14 protein-coding genes are annotated in these 18,804 nt (G+C 39.1%); 2 read left to right on the plus strand and 12 right to left on the minus strand.

What is annotated here, in order from left to right:
- Positions 1-30 precede the first annotated feature (30 nt).
- The 12 genes from DDR33_RS20465 to DDR33_RS20520 form a co-directional block, all read right to left on the minus strand.
- Positions 31-1,044: a glycosyltransferase gene (locus tag DDR33_RS20465; RefSeq protein ID WP_109417662.1), complete on the minus strand. Its 1,014-nt coding sequence runs from the start codon at positions 1,042-1,044 to the stop codon at positions 31-33.
- 12 nt (positions 1,045-1,056) lie between these two features.
- A complete protein-coding gene (locus DDR33_RS20470; protein ID WP_109417663.1) occupies positions 1,057-2,139 on the minus strand; it encodes an acyltransferase family protein in 1,083 nt (360 codons plus the stop codon).
- A 47-nt stretch (positions 2,140-2,186) separates the two neighbouring features.
- On the minus strand, positions 2,187-3,101 hold the full coding sequence (locus tag DDR33_RS20475) for a glycosyltransferase family 2 protein (protein ID WP_158280820.1): 915 nt from the start codon (positions 3,099-3,101) through the stop codon (positions 2,187-2,189).
- A 17-nt stretch (positions 3,102-3,118) separates the two neighbouring features.
- Positions 3,119-4,414, minus strand: coding sequence for a glycosyltransferase family 4 protein (locus tag DDR33_RS20480; RefSeq protein WP_109417665.1), 1,296 nt, complete (start codon positions 4,412-4,414; stop codon positions 3,119-3,121).
- A 29-nt stretch (positions 4,415-4,443) separates the two neighbouring features.
- On the minus strand, positions 4,444-5,781 hold the full coding sequence (locus tag DDR33_RS20485; protein ID WP_109417666.1) for a hypothetical protein: 1,338 nt from the start codon (positions 5,779-5,781) through the stop codon (positions 4,444-4,446).
- A 33-nt stretch (positions 5,782-5,814) separates the two neighbouring features.
- Positions 5,815-6,678: a DUF5672 family protein gene (locus DDR33_RS20490; protein ID WP_109417667.1), complete on the minus strand. Its 864-nt coding sequence runs from the start codon at positions 6,676-6,678 to the stop codon at positions 5,815-5,817.
- Positions 6,679-6,721: 43 nt separating this feature from the next.
- Positions 6,722-8,092 carry a lipopolysaccharide biosynthesis protein gene (locus DDR33_RS20495; RefSeq protein WP_109417668.1) on the minus strand — a complete coding sequence of 457 codons (1,371 nt, stop codon included), beginning with the start codon at positions 8,090-8,092 and terminating at the stop codon, positions 6,722-6,724.
- A 48-nt stretch (positions 8,093-8,140) separates the two neighbouring features.
- Positions 8,141-10,501 (minus strand): GumC family protein, encoded by a 2,361-nt coding sequence (locus DDR33_RS20500; RefSeq protein WP_109417669.1) that lies wholly within the window; start codon positions 10,499-10,501, stop codon positions 8,141-8,143.
- Between the two features lie 63 nt (positions 10,502-10,564).
- Positions 10,565-11,380 carry a WecB/TagA/CpsF family glycosyltransferase gene (locus tag DDR33_RS20505; protein ID WP_109417670.1) on the minus strand — a complete coding sequence of 272 codons (816 nt, stop codon included), beginning with the start codon at positions 11,378-11,380 and terminating at the stop codon, positions 10,565-10,567.
- Positions 11,328-12,458 (minus strand): glycosyltransferase family 4 protein, encoded by a 1,131-nt coding sequence (locus tag DDR33_RS20510; RefSeq protein ID WP_109417671.1) that lies wholly within the window; start codon positions 12,456-12,458, stop codon positions 11,328-11,330. Before DDR33_RS20510 ends, DDR33_RS20505 begins: the two co-directional genes overlap by 53 nt.
- A gap of 29 nt (positions 12,459-12,487) precedes the next feature.
- Entirely contained in the window at positions 12,488-13,258 is a 771-nt protein-coding gene (locus DDR33_RS20515) for a polysaccharide biosynthesis/export family protein (RefSeq protein ID WP_109417672.1), read from the minus strand.
- Between the two features lie 624 nt (positions 13,259-13,882).
- Positions 13,883-15,934 (minus strand): M13 family metallopeptidase, encoded by a 2,052-nt coding sequence (locus DDR33_RS20520; RefSeq protein ID WP_109417673.1) that lies wholly within the window; start codon positions 15,932-15,934, stop codon positions 13,883-13,885.
- Positions 15,935-16,189: 255 nt separating this feature from the next.
- On the opposite strand from DDR33_RS20520, the gene DDR33_RS20525 reads away from it, so the two are divergent.
- Entirely contained in the window at positions 16,190-17,164 is a 975-nt protein-coding gene (locus DDR33_RS20525) for a deoxyhypusine synthase family protein (RefSeq protein WP_109417674.1), read from the plus strand.
- Between the two features lie 238 nt (positions 17,165-17,402).
- Positions 17,403-18,770, plus strand: a complete 1,368-nt coding sequence (locus tag DDR33_RS20530) for a cytochrome c3 family protein (RefSeq protein ID WP_109417675.1) — start codon at positions 17,403-17,405, stop codon at positions 18,768-18,770.
- Positions 18,771-18,804 lie beyond the last annotated feature (34 nt).

Genomic DNA, 18,804 nt, shown 5'->3' on the forward strand with positions numbered 1-18,804 from the left:
TTTAGATTTACTTAATGTTTTATCGGGCGGTTAGCGAATAACCTGGTCCATCATAATGTTGTGTTTGGCACGGCCATAGTTGTTGATAACGGTCTCATGCGCATTTTTTCCAATAAGTTCTTTGTCAAATAAGTCTGATTCGAGGTTTTTGATGATTTGAGGGATTTCCTTTTCTGCATTGTGTACGACAAAGCCATTAGCTTCATTGCTGATCATTTCTTTCAGAATGCTGGAAGAAGATGAAATTACGATACGTTTATGATACATTGCTTCAAGTGTAAAAAGCTGTCCGGCTGCACCTGAGTCATCTTTGATCAGGATAACACATCCTTCGGATCTTTTGATGAGCTCACTGAAGTCTTCCTTCTGAACGTCATTCAGGATAATGACATTGTTAGGGAGTTTTGCTCCTTTTACGTCATCATTTAATGTTGAGGAACAGATTATCAGGGGATGAGAAATGTTTTCAAATACCTTAATAAGTGTTGCATAGTCGCGGTGACTGTAGCCACCGGAGAAATAATATTTTTCCGGAAGTTGTTCCCATTCAACTCTTTTTGTATAATCCGTGTAAATTGATTTTCCGGGATTAAATACCAGAGGTACATAGTAGAGTGCGCCGGGGCTTAAACCGAGTTCTTCAGAGTACAGTTTACGCTCATATTCTGAATATACAATCAACTTATCTTTATGAGTGAAAAGCAGGGTGAAGATTTTTTTGAATATGCTGAAATACTTCTTGTTGTGGAGGAAAAAGCCGGCCCAGATAATTGTAGTGTTCTTATTTATAAGACCAAGCTTACGGAAAATAAGAATCGGTACAGAAATAAAGAATACACATATAATCTGATCTGCTTTTCTTATCTCTTTCAAATGACCTAAACACTTCAATGTATCTTTGATCATTTTTAGAATCAATATAAACTTAGGGAATATGGATTTAATATCATTATTTAATCTTATAACCTGTAAGGAATTTTCTTTGCAGTAGTTTTCCAGGTTACCGGGTAGAAATGCAGATGTTATAACAATCGTTTTCATCATACGAAATCTGTTTTATAAAACGTTTGATCCAAATTGTTTTCTTATATGTACAAAGGGTTTTTCGACCAGATAGTAAGAGGTCAGAGAAAATATTATCGTCAAAGAAATAGTGGCTGCCATCCATTTGGCTGAATGGACCCCCTCGAAAAAGTTTTCCTGAAAGTATTCATTCATCATCATAATGCACAGTCCGTTAAAAAGATAAAGAGAGTAGCTGAGTTTTCCGATGAAGATCAGTGCGGGACTTTCAATAAGTTTTTTTAACAGGGAATCAGATGGATAGAACATTGGACCAGGGAGGAGCAGCATTAAAGCCAAACCCTGAATAGAGTATCGAATTGATTCTCTGAAGAGCGGGTCGCGGTATAAGAGCGAAATGAGAATTAAAGCAACTCCTATAAATACGGTCAATTTATTGTTCAAAATACCCATGTAGGTTTTGCTATTTTGTTTATAGATCAGAATAGCAGATAAACAGCCGTAGATGATCGAATCCACTCTTGTATGAGTTGAATGGTAAATGATTAAGCTCGATTGGTTAAAATCATTATTGAACATGAGTATAAACAGTCGTATGAGTAAAGAGAGGATTGCTATCAGTATTAGTATGGATATAAGGTGCCGGGTGTTTTTATTAAAGAACAAAAAGATAAAAGGGAAGAAAAGATAGAAGTGCTCTTCAACTGCCAGTGACCATAGAGCATCAAATACACGCTCACAATCTAACGGAGCCGCAGATCTGAAGAAGCTGATGTAATAATTTGTATAGTAAAAAATGCCTGAGAAGATGTAGGGTTTAACGGATGCATTGCTGCAGGTAAGAAATATAAGAGCTGAAGTAACAGCTATCATCGTAAGTAATGCGGGGTAAAGTCTGAGTAATCTTCTTACATAGAATTTCTTGATATCAATTGTTTGGTTTTTGTGATATTCGAAGATTAAGAGTCTTGTAATTAGAAATCCACTTATGAAGAAGAACAGTGTGACCCCAAAGCCACCGGGGATAAAGTTGCCAAAACCGAGATGTCCTAAGATCACTAACATTATTGCAATTCCCCGGAACCCATCGAAGTATGGAAGATATGTATTGTTCATTTCGTAGTACTATAGCGTGTGTATATAAAAGCTTTTCTTACGTTTAACTATCTGATGAGCCATTGTTTGCAGTACCTCCAGCAGATGCCTCTGAAATTGTAATAGAAATTACTTATAAAAAATATTATAAATTGAAGTGGTGACCTTGTGGCTATCAGGGAATAGTGATAAATGAACCCTATGTTATTCGAAGACCTGAAGTCAGTTAAAGAACGGTAGATATCTTTTAGTGTTAAATGCTCTTGTGAGTCGAGTGAGAATGAATGCTGAGGTAGTTCGTAGACAATTGCATCGTAAGACACCAGCAGATGATATCCTTCTTTTTTTGCGCGGAGAGGTATATCAAGATCTCCGCGGTGTTTGAAGCGTTTTTGATCGAAGAGTCCCGTTTTATGGAAGACTTCAACGGGAATGTATAGTCCCCGTCCGTATAAATCAAACGAGTCGGTTACATACCCTTTTTGGAAATTGAGGCGTGGAACTTTATAATTTATTCTTTTCTCCTTTGCGAACCATGCATTTATGTCTCTTCCTCCATAATTGATCAGGTCCCTGGAATCGGGAACCGATGTCGCGCAGCCTATTAAGCATCCGGGGTGTTTAGAGGCTGTTTTAATCAAAACATGTAACCAGTCTTCTTCTAACATTACATCATCATTCTGAAGGATTACTGCTTTGAGATTTTCAAAGTGCTGCAGGCTATAGTTTATACCCAGGTTTACTGCTCCTGTCCACCAGAGATCACCTTCGCTTTCCACAACATGGATGTATGGATAGGCCTTTTTGATCAATTCCGCTGTCCCATCGGTCGATCCGTCGTCAACCATCACAATTTGGATGTTGTATTCAGGAGAGGATGCTTGTTTGTTATAATAATCAACAGATCTGGAGATGTATGTGAGACCTTGCTTGGTTACTTCGATTCGGTTATAAACCGGTATTATAATAGTAATAGTATCCATGGGTGGGTTAGTACGTTTTAAGCGGTTGTAAGTGAGCATTCTGATGCTTTGCTTTGTCTGGAATTGCTTTCTCCGAGTATTTCGCGGTATGTGTTAACGACGGTGCGGACAATTTCTTTCGGATTGTGTCTTGTTTGTGCTAACATGCGTGCATTTTTACCATATGCAATTAGTTCAGACGGAGAATCATAGAATTCCAGAATTCTTCCGGCAAGCTCGTATGGGTCATGTGAATTGTATAAAATACCTGTTTTCTCATGTTGTATTATAGTAGAGATCCCACCAACATTTCCTGCTATAATGGGCATTCCAAGCAGCATCGCCTCACATATGCTGTTAGGGCTATTTTCAATGTGAGAAGGATGTATATAAATATTTGATGATAGCAGCTCCTGTATTAATGACTCTTCATCTTTTGCACCAGCCAGGATTATTCCGTTGTGGGAGAAACGTGTTTTTACCAATTTTTCAACAAGCCTGACCAGTTCGTGATCCTGATTGATTCCGAGGATGGTCCATTTGAAGTTGAAATTGAGTTTCTCTTTAAGAATCTTTGCTGTCTCAAGAATGATCTCTAAACCTTTGAATAGGTAGGGGTTGATCGTTGTGACAATCTTCAGTTCTGTGTCAGGATGATTATTCCAATGTCTGTTATAAAACGAAGGCCTAAGCATTTCCTCACATTTTATATAGCGGAACTGATCTTTATACAGACGGATGTAATTCTTGTCCCAATGGGTCCGTCCGAAGAATAACTGACAGTTTGAAATGATTTTCTTTTCCCTGATCCCCCGCTTTTTGAAGAACTTATGTTCGAAATAGTATCCTGTTCTAAAAATAATTGATTTTATAGGCGAATTAAACAGTACCTGCCATTTTGAAACTCCTTTTGGCAGCCATGCATATGTACAAGGATTAATGAGCCCCTGTAAGTGTATAACAACCGGGATTTTTGTTAATTCAAGGATTTCCCCCATTCCCGTTTCTGTTCCAAAGAGATGAATAATGTCTGGTTTAAAATCGTCAAGAACTTTTTGTAAGCCTTCTGTATTTACATCATATAGAGCGGAAGAGAATTTTTGATATATTTTCCCGGTTAGGGAGGTGTATTTTTGCTTTAGGGGGTAGTATGTGACATTTTTATATTCGATCTTAAACTGATCATGCCTAAGAAAAAAGCACAGACCTAATGTAATGCTTTTTTCATCCATGAGATAGTTTTGTAACGAACTGATCCACCCGCATCCGGGATTATTATAATTTAATAATTCACTCGCATTGGCGGGTGTTTGAGTTAACCAGAGAATCCGCATAATTGTGTTTTTTGAGAAAGTAAGAATGTTTAAAGATTGTTATTGGCTATTTTTAATCCGGTATGGAGATGGCTGGGAGTGATCCGATTGGGCGAATCAATAGTTTTGTCAATAATAATCCGTACTCTTTTTCTGTTTGGCAATGGGGCCATGTATAATAGTGTCAGACATTTAAAAACGAGAAAAATAAAATATACTTCACTGAATGAGAGAATCAGAACAACAAACAGAGAAAGATAAGCGAGGCTAGAAGGGATGTTTCCAATCTTCGTGAGCTGCTTAAAAGACAGGGCGATTGAAATAATGGAAAAAATGAAAAAGAATAAACCATATCTTGTCAGTAGATCTGTTATTCCATTATTGCGTAATACCTCTTTATCGTCTCCGGCTACGCGAGTATCCTGGTGAGAACCGCGGCCAAAAAAAATAAAAAATGCATTTTCTCTTATCTCTGCTAAATCCAGGAGAGCACTGGCTACCCGGCCGTCTCCGCCTTTTGTAAATGCATAGTATTCAGCATCATCTATTTCTTCCTGTATTTTCTTTCCCAGAAATTCAATCTTAAAAAACGATATAGCAGAAACGGCGAGAAGAATAATCATTAGTCCCCATTTTACTCCCGGGCTTTTTATTTTAAAGAATGCATATCCGCATAGGAAAACGGCAAAAGCAAGGTAAGTTGTAGTTGAGAATGTAGTAATGATTGCGACAACAAGTATTATATTATCTTTTTTTAACCACGTTTTGGTGGTCAACATATCGAAAATTAATGCAATTAAAAGATAGCCGCCAAAAGCTCCAGGTTCCCAGAATGGTCCGCTATTCCTTACCAGTCCTTCGAAAAAGTCGGGAGGAAAGTTCATTATAAAGATGTTATGGGAAGTGCTTTCCCATCCATATGCTTCTGCTGTTTTTGAGATATGAATAGGAGAGGCTGAGATTAAAGTATCACTAAAACCCGGTATTATTAGCATTGGGATAAAAAGCAATGAAGCGATAGCGGCAATAATAACGAGGGTCTTTTTATATAAATAGATAAAATTTGTCCCGAGTATTGCTATACTAAAACAAGCAGTAGTAAATAGCAGTATCTGATTTATAGCTGTTGTAATATAAAATGCTCCCCAAAAAGCCGTTTGGAATAGCATGAGCAATATAAAGAACGAGCTGTATTTGAAAACCCATCTTAAATCAGGTTTATACATGATAACTCCTGCAAGGCTATAGAGAAATGTAGTGATGTAAACTAACTTATCGTTTACAAACATCGGAAAACCCGAAGAAATTATTAAGATCAGAACAAGCCCGGTCTGGTAAACTTTATCTCTGAACGGCAGATTTTTATATTTTAGCGCGATGTTCATCATACTGGATATTGTCTTTAGATATCTGCCCCGCGGCTATACTGTCTGCCAGACTGCTTGTAAAGAGTTAATGTTAACGTCTATAAATTTCTTCCAGAATGACGGATCGTATTTTTCCCAGGCATGACAGCCAAACGGCAATTCATTATTGTTGAGCTTTAGAAGTTCCTCCGGCAATACTTCAAAACTAAATCTTAAAGCTTCTTCCGGCCTGGCAACATTAAACCATTTGAAATATCTGGGCACAATAAGCCCCCAGAATTCATCTTCATAGCCCATGTGAGGTTTAATTATCTTCATTAAATAATTTATACCAAGCGTTTTTCTTAGGAGATTATAATTATTCCCCTGAAGAAACTGGTATAAGGTATACATAAACAGGTAATTCCGGATAATTCGCTTGTTGCCTGAAATTTCTATAAAAGAGCTAAGTTTTCTTAATGAGAAACCGCCATTTCCTACACCCTTAAATTGGAGTGGTTTAGCGGGTTCGCTATTTCCAACAAACCACGGCGCGCCTATATAGTCGAAATTTAAACTGCACCAATAGTCCAGCTGATCAGAAAAAACATACGCATCAGTATGATATATCAGCATGAAATCGTAATCCGAAAATTTTGAATAGAATTTGTATTGAACAAAAAGCCGATTGCCCCGCACCGGGTTACCAAAGTATTTATCATCAATGAGAATTGATCTGACGTTTAATGGTTGGAACAGTTCGATGTATTCTGTGACATTAACGTAAGAAGGATGAATAAAAAAGATGTCCCTGTTACCTAATATGGTTTTTAGCTGTAAAAGAGATTGTATCTCGCCAGGGAGCTGCTGATTGAAGGCTTTGTAAACAGGCGTTACTATTGCTACGTTGGCCATTTTTAATGTTTCAGGTTTGTTCATACACAACTTCAGTTAATAGTTGGTAAAAGAGGATGACATCAGCTTAAAGTTCGTTGTCGTGCCCTGACCTGGCACTTAGAATTTTGCGGGTTTGAATAGAAACTACAATAGAACTGGGTATCAGGCTGATGATGTTGGCGAGGCAAATGGATGTTAATCCTAATTCCGTATAACGTGCCAATAGAATCGTAATTGGGATGTTAATAATTGCTCCGCTTATACCACACCATAATTGGGACTTGAGTCTGCCAATACCATTTAGAAACAGTACGAATACGTTATTGAAAATCATTTGTGTGTTATAGATAATGAGGCTAAGCGCAAGGTGATTGTGTATATGAAAGGATCTTCCAAGCCATAGTTTTACTAAGGGTTCAAATGCGAAGAATAAACATATGTTGACAGCCAGAAACAAAAGGTTCATGAAGTGCATTCTTTTAACCATTTTTATGATCCAACTGATATCACCCTGATACCATGCATTGGTAAAGGCGCTCCACAAGGGAGCCATTACCATATTCGATAGCAGGAAGACAATCCCGTAGTAACGGGAAGCTATATTAAATGTAGTTACTGATTGCATATCGAATAAATTGGCAACAAGAAATTCGGATGTGGAAAATATGATTATCACACAGATCTGAAGTAAGAAAAATTGATATCCTAACGTCAACAGACTCTTTCTTAAAGAGTGATCTATGAATTTAATAGATGGTCTCAGAAATTTATAGCTGCCATTAAAAAAGAAGAAGTTATATCCTATCAGCACTATTATCGGCGTTATGCTCATTGACAACATCAGGTTGTAAAAGTTGGCGTGCCCGCTTTTATAGAGTATGAATATTAGCAGGATTGTTATCACATTGGCTATAGGCATGATGGCGTCACTCAAATAACCTTTCTGATCTGCTAACAGAATCATGCTTATCAGCTGCAAGATGAACCTTACAATAAATATTGCTATTACAATGTAAATACAGAGGGAAAGTTCCGGTACCTCGGAAGAAGAAATGTGCAGTAGTCCGTGCCAGTTTATGAGAGGATGTACAATTGTATAAAGTACGAGGATGGATAAGAAGATAATTGTTACATAATAAAATGCGGTACTGACATATCTTCTGCCTAGCTCCGGATTATTTTCAGCAATTGCCTGACTTAGTTTGTTCCGTAAACCATTTCCGATGCCGATATCAAAGAATGAAATCCAATTGACGATTGATGTAATGGTTAGAACAAGTCCATATTCTTTTTCTGTTATAGCATTTAAACACAGAGGTACTAATATGAAGTTAATAAGAATGGATATCCCTTTGAGAAATAGCGATGAGAGGGTGTTTATTAATACCGTATTGGTCCTGTCGTTTGAAGTTCTAAGTCCTCTTACAGCCCCATACAGGCGAAGTAGTAGTTGCATATTGCTTTTTCTGGTATTGTGTTTTTGCTTATGATTTGATTTTTAATATCAAAAGCGCTTAAAGAAATCTCTTACCCCGGCTTCCATTAACTCTTTCTTAGTTATGTCTTTATTATCATAATATCCATAATGATAATTAGAGCTTTGCTCGGAGGAATTTATTCCATTAAACACAATATTCAGATTTCTTAACTTTTGTTCTCTGAAGAGTTGTTTTATAAAATCGAGATGTGATTTATAGGTATATCCATGTCTGACAACAAAGAGATTTACATCGCTATATTTCGAAAGGATCATAGCATCGGCTACAAGGCGGATTGGAGGGGTATCAATGAGTATTTCGTCAAAGTTGATACTTAACCAGTCTATTAACTCCTGCATCTGTGGTTTAATGAGCAATTCAGTCGGAAATTCAGGCAGGCTTCCTGCACTTGCTATATATAGGTTCTCATTGATATCAGATCGTTTTACTATTTTTTCTTTATAAGCTTTGTCGTTTAAATAATCACTAATACCGACATCGTTACTTAACTGGAGGTAATTTGATATCATAGGGCTCCGTAGATCTAATTCCAGGATTACGGTTTTTCTTCCTGTCGCGGCTAACGCTGCCCCCAGATTACAACTGACGAAGCTTTTGCCTTCACCCGACATTCCTGAAGTTAACAAAGTAACCCTTCCTTCCTTTTTTTGTGCGTAAATGTACTCGAGGTTTGTTCTAAGAGACCGGAATTGCTCAGCGATCATTCTCCTGCTTTTATCTTTTATCACAACCGGAGAATTTGACTTTTGATAGGCCAGTTCTGCAAGCACCGGAACAGATGTTGCTTCCTGGATTTCTTTTGAAGTTAGAATACGATTGTTGAGCAGACCTCTTCCATATATTATACCAGTGGGAAATAGCAGGCCTATTATTGCAGCAATCCCCAATATTAATGTTTTGTCAGGACTATCCGGACTTCCATAAAAAGCCTGATCTACTGTTCTGCTGTCGGCAATAGTGGATGCGTAGCTAACAGCGGCCTCTTCCCGTTTTTGCAACAGATATACATAAAGTTCTTCCTTTATGCTCTGTTGTCTCTTTATTGTAATGAATTCTCTTTCCTGACCAGGTAGTTTTTTTATAGAAGCTTCAAAATTAGAGTTGAAATTCTGAAGTTGTTTCCGTGATGTTACAAGGGCGTTCTTAATGCCTTTGATGTTTTCTCTGATCGAGTGTTTTATACCGCTGATCTGTCTGTTTAGTGCTTCAAATACCGGACTTCCTTCAGGTGCTGTTTCCAGAAGTTGTTCTTTTTTTAATTCGAGGTTAATTAACTGATTAATTAATGCCACGAGTCCAGGATCACTAATTCCGGTTGTGGCGGGTGCATGCCCAGTATTTTGAGAAGAATTGATATAGGCTTCGATTCCATTTACTACTTCAAGCTGTACATTAACCTCGTTTAATTTAGAGTCAATATCTTTTACGTTTTCCAGAAAGAATTTTGACTCAGAGGAGATATCAATCAAGCCCCTGCTGCTTTTAAAGTCCTCAACGTTTTTTTCGACAGAGGTTAACTCACCAGTAAGGGAAGACAATCGTTTGTCTATGAAATTCAAGGTGCTCTGCCTGACCCGATTTTTGTCATTGATAGCAGCGCTGTTATAGGCTTCTATTAGCTTATTTAATACATCCTTGCCTCTTTGAGGTGTTGTTTCTCTTATGCTAAGTTCGACTACTGTTGCCTTCTTGTTTGTTAGTACAACGTTTAGTGACTTTTCGTACTGATCTGTTATCTTATCAGGAGGGTTTATTGAAATTTTTATCTTTTTGCCTTCATACAATGGCAAATGTTCGCTTGGGTCAAGCTTCCAGGTTCCAAACCTGCTTCTTAGTTTAGAATTAAAGGAAACCAGGCTTTCAGAATTTTTATGTTTTAAGATAAACGATTTCTTATCCTTAATGGTTATTTCAATGCTGGCACTCTCCAGATCTTTCAATGGTGTCAGAAGAGTAAGCCTGACGGGACTTTTGTCATAAAGATCCTTGTATTTCAAATTATCCTGGCCCTGGTATTGAACCCAGAGCTTCAGGTCCTGGACCACATTATTCAGTAAAGAGCGCGATTTCAATACTTCCAGTTCATTTTCAACTACGGTGTTGGATTTAAAAAGATTTAGCTCCTTCAGGGCGGTTTCTGCTCCGATTCCTTTCTCGCTGTCTTTTATCAAAAGCCTAGCCCTGACAGTATAGGCAGGTGTTGCATAGTGCAGATAAATCAGAGCACCTGTAACGCTTATAAGCAGAAATAAGACAAATAAAGGCCAATGGTATAAGTATTCTCCTATTATATTGCGGAAGCTTCCTGACTGTTGCGGTCCTGCGTTTTCTTCATAATAGAAGTATGCATTCTTTTCTGTATTCATATTGATGCTTTATGTGATAGACAATGGAGAGAATTAGATCCGGACAGATTTATTGTAGGGTATTTATGCCGGAACATGTTCCTCAAGAAGGAAATCGTTATGTTTACTATCGATGAGATGGTATTTCGCTATGCCGGTTTTTTGAAGGAAAAAGTGGTACATAAACAGGAAGTACATAACAGTGTATCTCTTCCATAATCTCTTAAAATCCTTCCCTAAAAGGCGATATAGCCATTCAAAACCCGATCTGCGGATAAAGGTCGGAGCCATTTTAATCCGTCCGCCAAAGAAATCAAATGTGGCTCCGGAAGCGATAAGTACAGATCCTCTGATTTTATGGAGATGATCTGCTATCCAGTAGTCCTGTTTGGGCGTACCGAGACCTACGCATACGATATCGGGGGCGAGACTGTTTATTTCATCTACAATAGCCTGGTCTTCCTCTTCGGTCAATTCACGAAAAGGGGGAGAATAATGGCCTACAATATTTATATGCGGAAATTTCTCTTCCAGGAATTCTTTCATCTTGACACAGACGTCTGGTGCTCCACCATATAGATAAAAGGTATAATTTGTCATTTTCGCATGTTCTGCGAGCTGTAGGATCGTATCAGGAGCGGCGATGCGATCACAGGACTGTTTGTTTATTGACCGGATCCATCTCACGAAAGGCATTCCATCTGCACCTACTACATCAGCTGCGTTGTAAATTTTTCTGAGTTTTTCATTTTTAAGTGACAGAGAGATGTTGTACGCATTTACACATGCAATATGATGTGACCGGTTGCTCTTATCGGAGATCCAAACATCAATTTTCTTAAACAATTCACTGTATGTGATGGGGTTCAGCCCGATGCCTAAAAAGTTTATCTGATTCATGACTGTTGATTTTTTGATATAATTCGTTTAAACTGGTTAAGTAATTTTTAAGGTCGTATCGTGATACGATAGTATTACGCGCGTTCTTGCTTAATTCTGTAAGTCTTTCTCTGTAAGTTAAAGCTTTAATCAGGTTGGCTTTTAATCCTTCTGCATTGCCTTTAGTGCTTATGTAACCATTATGATTATTAGAGATTACTGTTGATATAGAAGCATCGTCGGATACAATTGGTACACAGCCGTAGCTCATGCTTTCGAGCATAGCTATAGGTAAGCCTTCACCAAAACGGGAGGGGAGGAGAAAAACATGAGCATTTCTTAAAACTTCTTCCTTGTAATTGCCTCTTACTACCCCATGATAACTATAGTTAAGTCCATTTATTGAAGATAATTTGCTGAGAAGTTCTTCCTTGTCAGGGCCAGTACCATAGATATGCAGGCTGAATTGAGAGAAGAATGAAGCCAACTCTTTCAAACATTCACATATCAGAAAGATACCCTTGGCTTCAACTATTCTTCCCATAAAGAAAAATGTGAGTTTTCCGGAGAAATCCTTGTCACTTCTATAATTATTGCTTTTTACCGCATTTGGTAAAACCGAGCAGTCAAGAATATAGGACCGGGCTATGGCTGTTCTCTCTGTTTCACTTAATACTACTGTTGTATCTGCATTTTTAAGCATGGTTTTTATCAGAAAGAAGAATATAGAGCGGCTGGGTGGCGGCTTCATAAGAAAACGTCCGCCATGAAGGTGAAGCAGTATTTTTTTCCTTAATATGAATTTCCCGGTAATTAGAAGTGGAAAATCTCTTATCAAAGACAATGGAGTTAAATCTGTATTCAGATGAATTAGTGTGATGTTGTTTTTTAATGTAAACAGAAGAAAGCCAGGAATAATCAATAATTGGTTAAATAACCATTTAAGTCCTTTGCCTTCTGAATCTTTTTTTCCCAGCCGAAAATGAAAATACGAGTGTTGTTCTGAGTTGTTGTTAATAATTGTTTTAGCAAGGCTTGAAATTCCACTGATATTAATGTTCTCATCAAGAGATGGAGCTGTTATTAAGATGTTCGCCATGGTTTACTCTCCTGGATTGAGCCTCTTTGTTATTTTAAAGCAGTAACCATCACAGCGAGAAAAGATAGTGCAGAAATGATAAGAGAGGTAGTTCTATAGCCGCGTTCTACCGTGGCATATTTTGTTTTATCTGGCTGTACATATATTTCATCGTTGTTTTTCAAATAGAAATAGGGCGAATTAAATAGTTCTTTTGATGTTAAGTCTATTCGAATAAATTTTCTTTTGCCGTCTTCATTCCTAATAAGGAGAACGTTTTTTCTTTTTGCCGTAATGTTTAAATCTCCGGCGAGGCTTAATGCCTGAGTTATGGACGTATGCTCGTTTTGTAATGAATATATATCAGGACGAAGAACGTCTCCATAAATAGCGACTTTGAAGTTTATTACACGTAAATTTACAACCGGATCTTTGTAAATTGCTTCCAGTTTGTCGTTAAGTTGCTGTCTGGCCTGAGCTGTTGTTAACCCAGCGACCTTCAGTGCACCTATATAGGGCAGATGAATATTGCCATTCTCGTCAACCAGATAACCTATAACAGGATTGTCGGGCGAGGCTTGAGAAGTCCCTTTGATATTTCCTAAGTTATAATTGAATATTACCGACGACTCAGGGTTTCGGCTTGTAACACTTATTGCCAGTATATCTGCCTCTTTTATAATTAGAGGCGAATAGTTGGTCATAGCTTCGTTTGTGCTGTTCTGACTAAGGTCCTGAAAGTATTGGACGTGTTTATAAGAGCTACATGAGCTTATAATGCCTGCAAGAAGCAAAAGTGAAATACCAATGATATTACGCATAGATTAATAGAATATGATGGAATAATGAATAATTGAGCGAGAGAAGTATTCCTCCGTAATTCTTTTGTTTAGGCTGCTGAGTTTTTAGTTGTGCAATTAAATTTTCTAAATCAAAACGTTAGTTGAAGATTAACAATAGCTTCGCCATTCCGCTTACACAGATATTTTATTTAAAAAATAGTTAAATGTTTCTTTAGCCCGATCTTAGCTGTGTTTTCAAAGCTTCGCCATTCCACTTACGCGGATGATCTAGTTTAAAAATTTTTATTTTGCTATCTGTTTATTTCGCTTATTAAGCTTTTTATACAGATGTTTTTTTAAAAATTTTTAAGTGTCAATTTTCATTGAAGAAAACCAAGCTTTAAAATTTAAATTATACCCCACAGGAACTGTTAATCATAGACAATTCGAAGGTAAAAGTTTTATTTTAACTTGGATTTGATTTTTGTACGATGTGTATTAGAATGTGGTAAGTTGTGAAAGTATATGTGAATTTTAACCACAATGTATCACTGTCTGAATTGGATAACTTTCTATTGTCTATATTATTCATTGTAAGGTTAGGTAAACTAAAGCCGGCTTGTTTAGGAGCCGGCTTTTTAATGCAAAACAATAAATAGTTTATTACCAGATCTTTACTCTTTTTTGAGGCGGCAGCCACATAGGATCACCTTCTTTTACATTAAAGGCTTTGTAGAATTCGGGAATATCGGAGAATGGACCATTCACCCTTAAAAAGGCGGGAGAGTGGACATCTGTCATAATCTGATTGGCGAGATTTTCATCTCGGGTGTGGTAAAGCCATCCCAATGCATACCCAAGAAAGAATCGCTGAAGAGGGGTAAATCCATTGATCTTTTCGTTCTTTTTATACTGCTCAGTCTTCTTAAATGCATCGAGTCCGAGTGCAATGCCTCCCAGGTCGGCTATGTTCTCGCCGAGCGTAGCGTTGCCGTTAACGTGCAGACTGTCGAGCACTAGGTAGCTGTTGAATTGATTCGCCAGCATGTTCGCCTTGAAGGTGAATTTTACAGAATCTTCTTTCGTCCACCAGGATCTCAGGTTCCCTTTTTCATCGTATTGCCTTCCCTGGTCATCGAAACCATGAGTTATTTCATGCCCTATGGTAGAAGCTGCTGCATAGCCATATACCACAGCGTCGTCTACGTTCTCGTCTTTTACATCGGGAATCAGAAAAATGGCAGCGGGCAGAGTGATTTCGTTGTTTGAAGGACTGTAGTTAGCGTTATATGTTTGAGGGGACATATTCCACTCAGAATGATCGACAGGTTTTCCGATCTTATGAATACTGTGCCTGTATTGCCATTGATTAGCTTTCATGACATTACCGGCATAACTTTTCCGGTCAATGGCGAGTTGGCTGTAGTCTTTCCACTTATCGGGGTAGCCCACGCGGGCTTTCATTTTATCAAGTTTCAACAGGGCCTTTTTCTTTGTTTCCTGCCCCATCCAGTCGAGCTTATTGATATGCTCCTTATAGGAATCACGTACTGCTTCTACGAGTTGTTGATATCGTTCTTTGGCTTTTTCGGGGAAATAATCCTTCACGAAAATCTGACCCAGAAGTTCGTCAAGCAGATCGTTTTCTGTTGTGAGAACTCTTTTCCAACGAGGAAGTTGCTGGGGAACACCCCTGAGCGTTGTTTGATAAAAGCGGAAATCTTCTTTTTCTACTTCCTTGTTAAGAAAAGCGGCAAATGAAGAAATGAGATGCCAGCGTAAATAAGCCTTCCACTGGGCGACCGGAAATTTCTTTAACGCAGTACCTACGGCTTTGTAATATTCGGGTTGACCGATAATAACCGAATCCGCGTTTTGAACTTCCAGGCTCTTAAGTATTGCAGTCCAGTTTAAACCGGGAATGGCGTTGTCAAGGTCTTTAACAGCATATTTGTTGTAGTTTTTATATGGGTCGCGGAGGTCTTCCAGTCTTCTGGAATTTGAAGCAAGGAAAAGCTCTATCGCATATACTTTTTCAGCGAGCTGACCGGCATCAGATGCCTTAATGCCCGAAAGTGTCAGCATGTATGGTAAATGTTTTTCTTTATAGTCTTTGCGAACGGCAGTTGTCCGTTTATCTGTGTTGAAATAATAGTCGCGGTCAGGCAGCCCCAGTCCTCCCTGATAGAACTGCAACAGCATTTTTTCACTGTTCTTATCATCCTGGCTTACATAGGGGCTGAAGAGACTGCCGGCTCCCAGGGTATTCAACCAGGCTGCGGTCTGTATGATGTCCTGAGGTGTCCCTGCCTGGTCGATTTTCCTGAGCTGTTCCTGAATAGGGCTTAGTTTCTGACGTTCTATATTTAGGGAATCCATACCTGAAAAATAGAAGTCGCCAATTTTTTGTTGGTCGGTTCCGCTGGCAGCCCCGGCATTCATGGCTTCAGTGCAGATTTTCAAGAGCCTATCCCGAATTTCTTCAACAATGAGGTTTCCAATTCCCCATGAAGAGTATGCCGGTGGAATTGGGTTTTTCTTTATCCATGTTCCGTTGGCATATTTGAAGAAATCGCGGCCCGGACTCACAGTGGAGTCTATATTCTTTGCGACGGGATCATGCTGAGCATAGTTCTTCGTCTCATTCCGGCATGAAGACAGTCCCAGGTAAAACAATACAAAGCAACCAATAATAAAGTGGGATCGATTGAACATATATGTGAAGTTTAATAGCAGGGACAAAAGTACCGTTTAACTTCTTGTTATTATAGCGGGCTGCTAAGATTTGGGAACCAGCACGCTGAAACATCGGAGAACCGATATAAGGGCATTCCGGTACTAACGGGAGCCTGATTTGGTTCCCGGGACACTTAACTGGTTTGCCTCAGTTTTGATTCTGCTGCTTCGTGTTAAAGTTTAATGGATTAAAGCCTATAAAAATCGTAATTTTGCAGCCTCAAATCAGGAATTATGGAAAGAGGACCTATTTCTCAGTTTATAGAAAAACATTATCGTCACTTCAATGCTGCGGCTTTGATAGACGCTGCGAAAGGATATGAAACGCATCTTGAAGAAGGCGGAAAGATGATGATCACCCTTGCGGGGGCAATGAGTACAGCAGAGCTTGGTATTTCACTGGCTGAAATGATCAGACAGGATAAGGTAGCCATTATTTCGTGTACAGGAGCGAACCTGGAAGAGGATGTTATGAACCTGGTGGCCCATTCGCATTATAAAAGAGTTCCGAATTACCGGGATTTGAGTCCGCAGGAAGAATGGGATTTGCTTGAGAATGGATTTAACCGGGTTACAGACACCTGTATTCCTGAGGAAGAGGCTTTCAGAAGAATTCAAAAACATATCTTTAAGATCTGGAAAGATGCTGAGGACGCCGGTGAGCGTTATTTTCCTCACGAATTCATGTATAAGCTTCTTTTGAGCGGCGTGATGCAGGAGCACTATGAAATTCCAGTTGAGCATAGCTGGATGATTGCTGCTGCTGAGAAGAACCTGCCAATCATTGTGCCGGGATGGGAAGACAGTACGATGGGGAATATTTTTGCTTCATATGTAATTAAGGGTGAACTGAAGGCCTCTACTATGAAAAGTGGTATAGAGTATATGGCCTGGCTTGCAGACTGGTACCGTGCAAACAGCAGCGGAAAGGGAATCGGTTTCTTCCAGATCGGCGGGGGAATTGCTGGTGATTTCCCTATATGTGTTGTGCCTATGCTTTACCAGGACCTGGAAATGCATGATGTGCCTTTCTGGAGTTATTTCTGCCAGATATCAGATTCGACTACTTCCTACGGTTCTTATTCCGGGGCGGTTCCAAATGAAAAGATCACCTGGGGGAAACTGGATATTCATACGCCGAAATTTATTGTTGAGTCAGATGCAACCATTGTCGCTCCTCTTATTTTCGCATGGGTGTTAAAGCAGTAATAAAAATCGTATTATCTCCAAACGACGAACTAATCGAAATGGTTTAAATAGACCTCAAAAAGGCGCTTCATTATATGGTGAAGCGCCTTTTTGAGTATAATTTAGAATGAATATAAATTATTTTTACCCGTCATTATAATGTCACAGATCATTTAATTAATTATACTTTTGTCATCCGAAATTGTGACTTCGAGCACAATTTTGATTTGACATTCAAAAATTATCGTAAAATAGTAATATGAGTAGCATCTCATTGGTTTTTAGAAGAGTTGTAAAATCATTAATCTTAGTTTCCGTCCTAAGTATTGGTATTCATGTTAAAGCTCAAAATGCTCCTGACGCAAATGCGGCTGCCGAACAAAGTGCTGCCGGTGCAGCCACCGGAGCTTCCGCAGCTCAGGCTGTAAAGGGTGATGCCAATGCAGGAGGGGCTATTTTCAAACAGAAGTGTACAGCCTGTCATGCAATGGACAGAACCGTTGTTGGTCCTGCCTTAAAGGGTGTACACGAACGGCATGATGAAGCATGGCTGATCAAATGGATCAAAAATTCCCAGGCACTTGTTGCTGCCGGAGATCCGGCAGCGGTTAAGGTATTCAATGAATACAACAAGACAGTTATGACTCCGTTCCCGGAATTGAGTGATGATGATGTCCGAAACATCCTTGCTTATATTCAGGTTGAAGGAGACAAGCCAGCTGCTCCTGCGGGCGGCGCTCAGGGAGCGGAGGGCAGTACAGGCGCTGGTCAGGGTTCCGGTGAAGTCAGTAACTTCATGCTGGGCGGTTTGATTGTGGTTGTCATCGTCGCATTGCTTGTCATTCTGGTTTTAAACCGGGTGATCAAGACTCTTGAAAGATTGCTTTTGCAGAAACAGGGTATAGTGATTGAAGAGGAAGCAGATGAAGAAGGAGAAAGTGCTGCTGCGAAAATAAGAAGGCTTTCAAAGAATAAGAAACTCGTATTTTTTATAACGATTCTTCTCATTATCTTCTTCGGTACATGGGGATGGATAGCCATGTGGAACACTGGTGTTCACCAGGGATATCAGCCTACACAACCGATCAAGTATTCTCACCAGCTTCATGCGGGAACGTTGAAGATCGATTGTCAATACTGTCACTCTGGTGCGTACAAATCTAAAAATGCATCTATTCCATCTCTGAACGTTTGTATGAACTGTCACAACTATGTACAGGCAACAGAGAAATATAACGGGGAAATCTCACCGGAGATCATGAAGATCTATAAAGCTCTTGATTATGATCCGCAAACAAAGCAATACGGCTCTAATCCAAAGCCAATCCAGTGGGTAAGGATCCACAATCTTCCTGATTTTGCTTACTTCAATCACTCTCAGCACGTATCGGTGGGTGGTCTGGCCTGTCAAAAGTGCCACGGACCAATTCAGACAATGTCGGAGGTTTATCAATACTCGCCTTTGACCATGAAATGGTGTATTAACTGCCACCGTGAGAACAATGTGAACTATAAGGGTAATGCTTATTACGATAAGGTTATTGCGGTTCACGATCAGCTAAAGAAAGGCGAAAAGGTAACTCCGGCAGTCTTAGGTGGTCTTGAGTGCGGAAAGTGTCATTATTAATCATTTGTAAGAATACGATACAGTTTATATAGCT

The organism is Pararcticibacter amylolyticus (genome assembly GCF_003130405.1).
GTDB lineage: Bacteria > Bacteroidota > Bacteroidia > Sphingobacteriales > Sphingobacteriaceae > Arcticibacter > Arcticibacter amylolyticus.

Bases quoted from the DNA above. Each gene is read 5' to 3' on its own strand.
- DDR33_RS20505 (WP_109417670.1), bottom strand. From the start codon at position 11,380: ATGAATCAGATAAACTTTTTAGGCATCGGGCTGAACCCCATCACATAC.
- DDR33_RS20510 (WP_109417671.1), bottom strand. From the start codon at position 12,458: ATGGCGAACATCTTAATAACAGCTCCATCTCTTGATGAGAACATTAAT.
- DDR33_RS20515 (WP_109417672.1), bottom strand. From the start codon at position 13,258: ATGCGTAATATCATTGGTATTTCACTTTTGCTTCTTGCAGGCATTATA.
- DDR33_RS20485 (WP_109417666.1), bottom strand. From the start codon at position 5,781: ATGATGAACATCGCGCTAAAATATAAAAATCTGCCGTTCAGAGATAAA.
- DDR33_RS20475 (WP_158280820.1), bottom strand. From the start codon at position 3,101: ATGGATACTATTACTATTATAATACCGGTTTATAACCGAATCGAAGTA.
- DDR33_RS20490 (WP_109417667.1), bottom strand. From the start codon at position 6,678: ATGAACAAACCTGAAACATTAAAAATGGCCAACGTAGCAATAGTAACG.
- DDR33_RS20525 (WP_109417674.1), top strand. From the start codon at position 16,190: ATGGAAAGAGGACCTATTTCTCAGTTTATAGAAAAACATTATCGTCAC.
- DDR33_RS20520 (WP_109417673.1), bottom strand. From the start codon at position 15,934: ATGTTCAATCGATCCCACTTTATTATTGGTTGCTTTGTATTGTTTTAC.
- DDR33_RS20470 (WP_109417663.1), bottom strand. From the start codon at position 2,139: ATGAACAATACATATCTTCCATACTTCGATGGGTTCCGGGGAATTGCA.
- DDR33_RS20530 (WP_109417675.1), top strand. From the start codon at position 17,403: ATGAGTAGCATCTCATTGGTTTTTAGAAGAGTTGTAAAATCATTAATC.
- DDR33_RS20495 (WP_109417668.1), bottom strand. From the start codon at position 8,092: ATGCAACTACTACTTCGCCTGTATGGGGCTGTAAGAGGACTTAGAACT.
- DDR33_RS20480 (WP_109417665.1), bottom strand. From the start codon at position 4,414: ATGCGGATTCTCTGGTTAACTCAAACACCCGCCAATGCGAGTGAATTA.
- DDR33_RS20500 (WP_109417669.1), bottom strand. From the start codon at position 10,501: ATGAATACAGAAAAGAATGCATACTTCTATTATGAAGAAAACGCAGGA.
- DDR33_RS20465 (WP_109417662.1), bottom strand. From the start codon at position 1,044: ATGATGAAAACGATTGTTATAACATCTGCATTTCTACCCGGTAACCTG.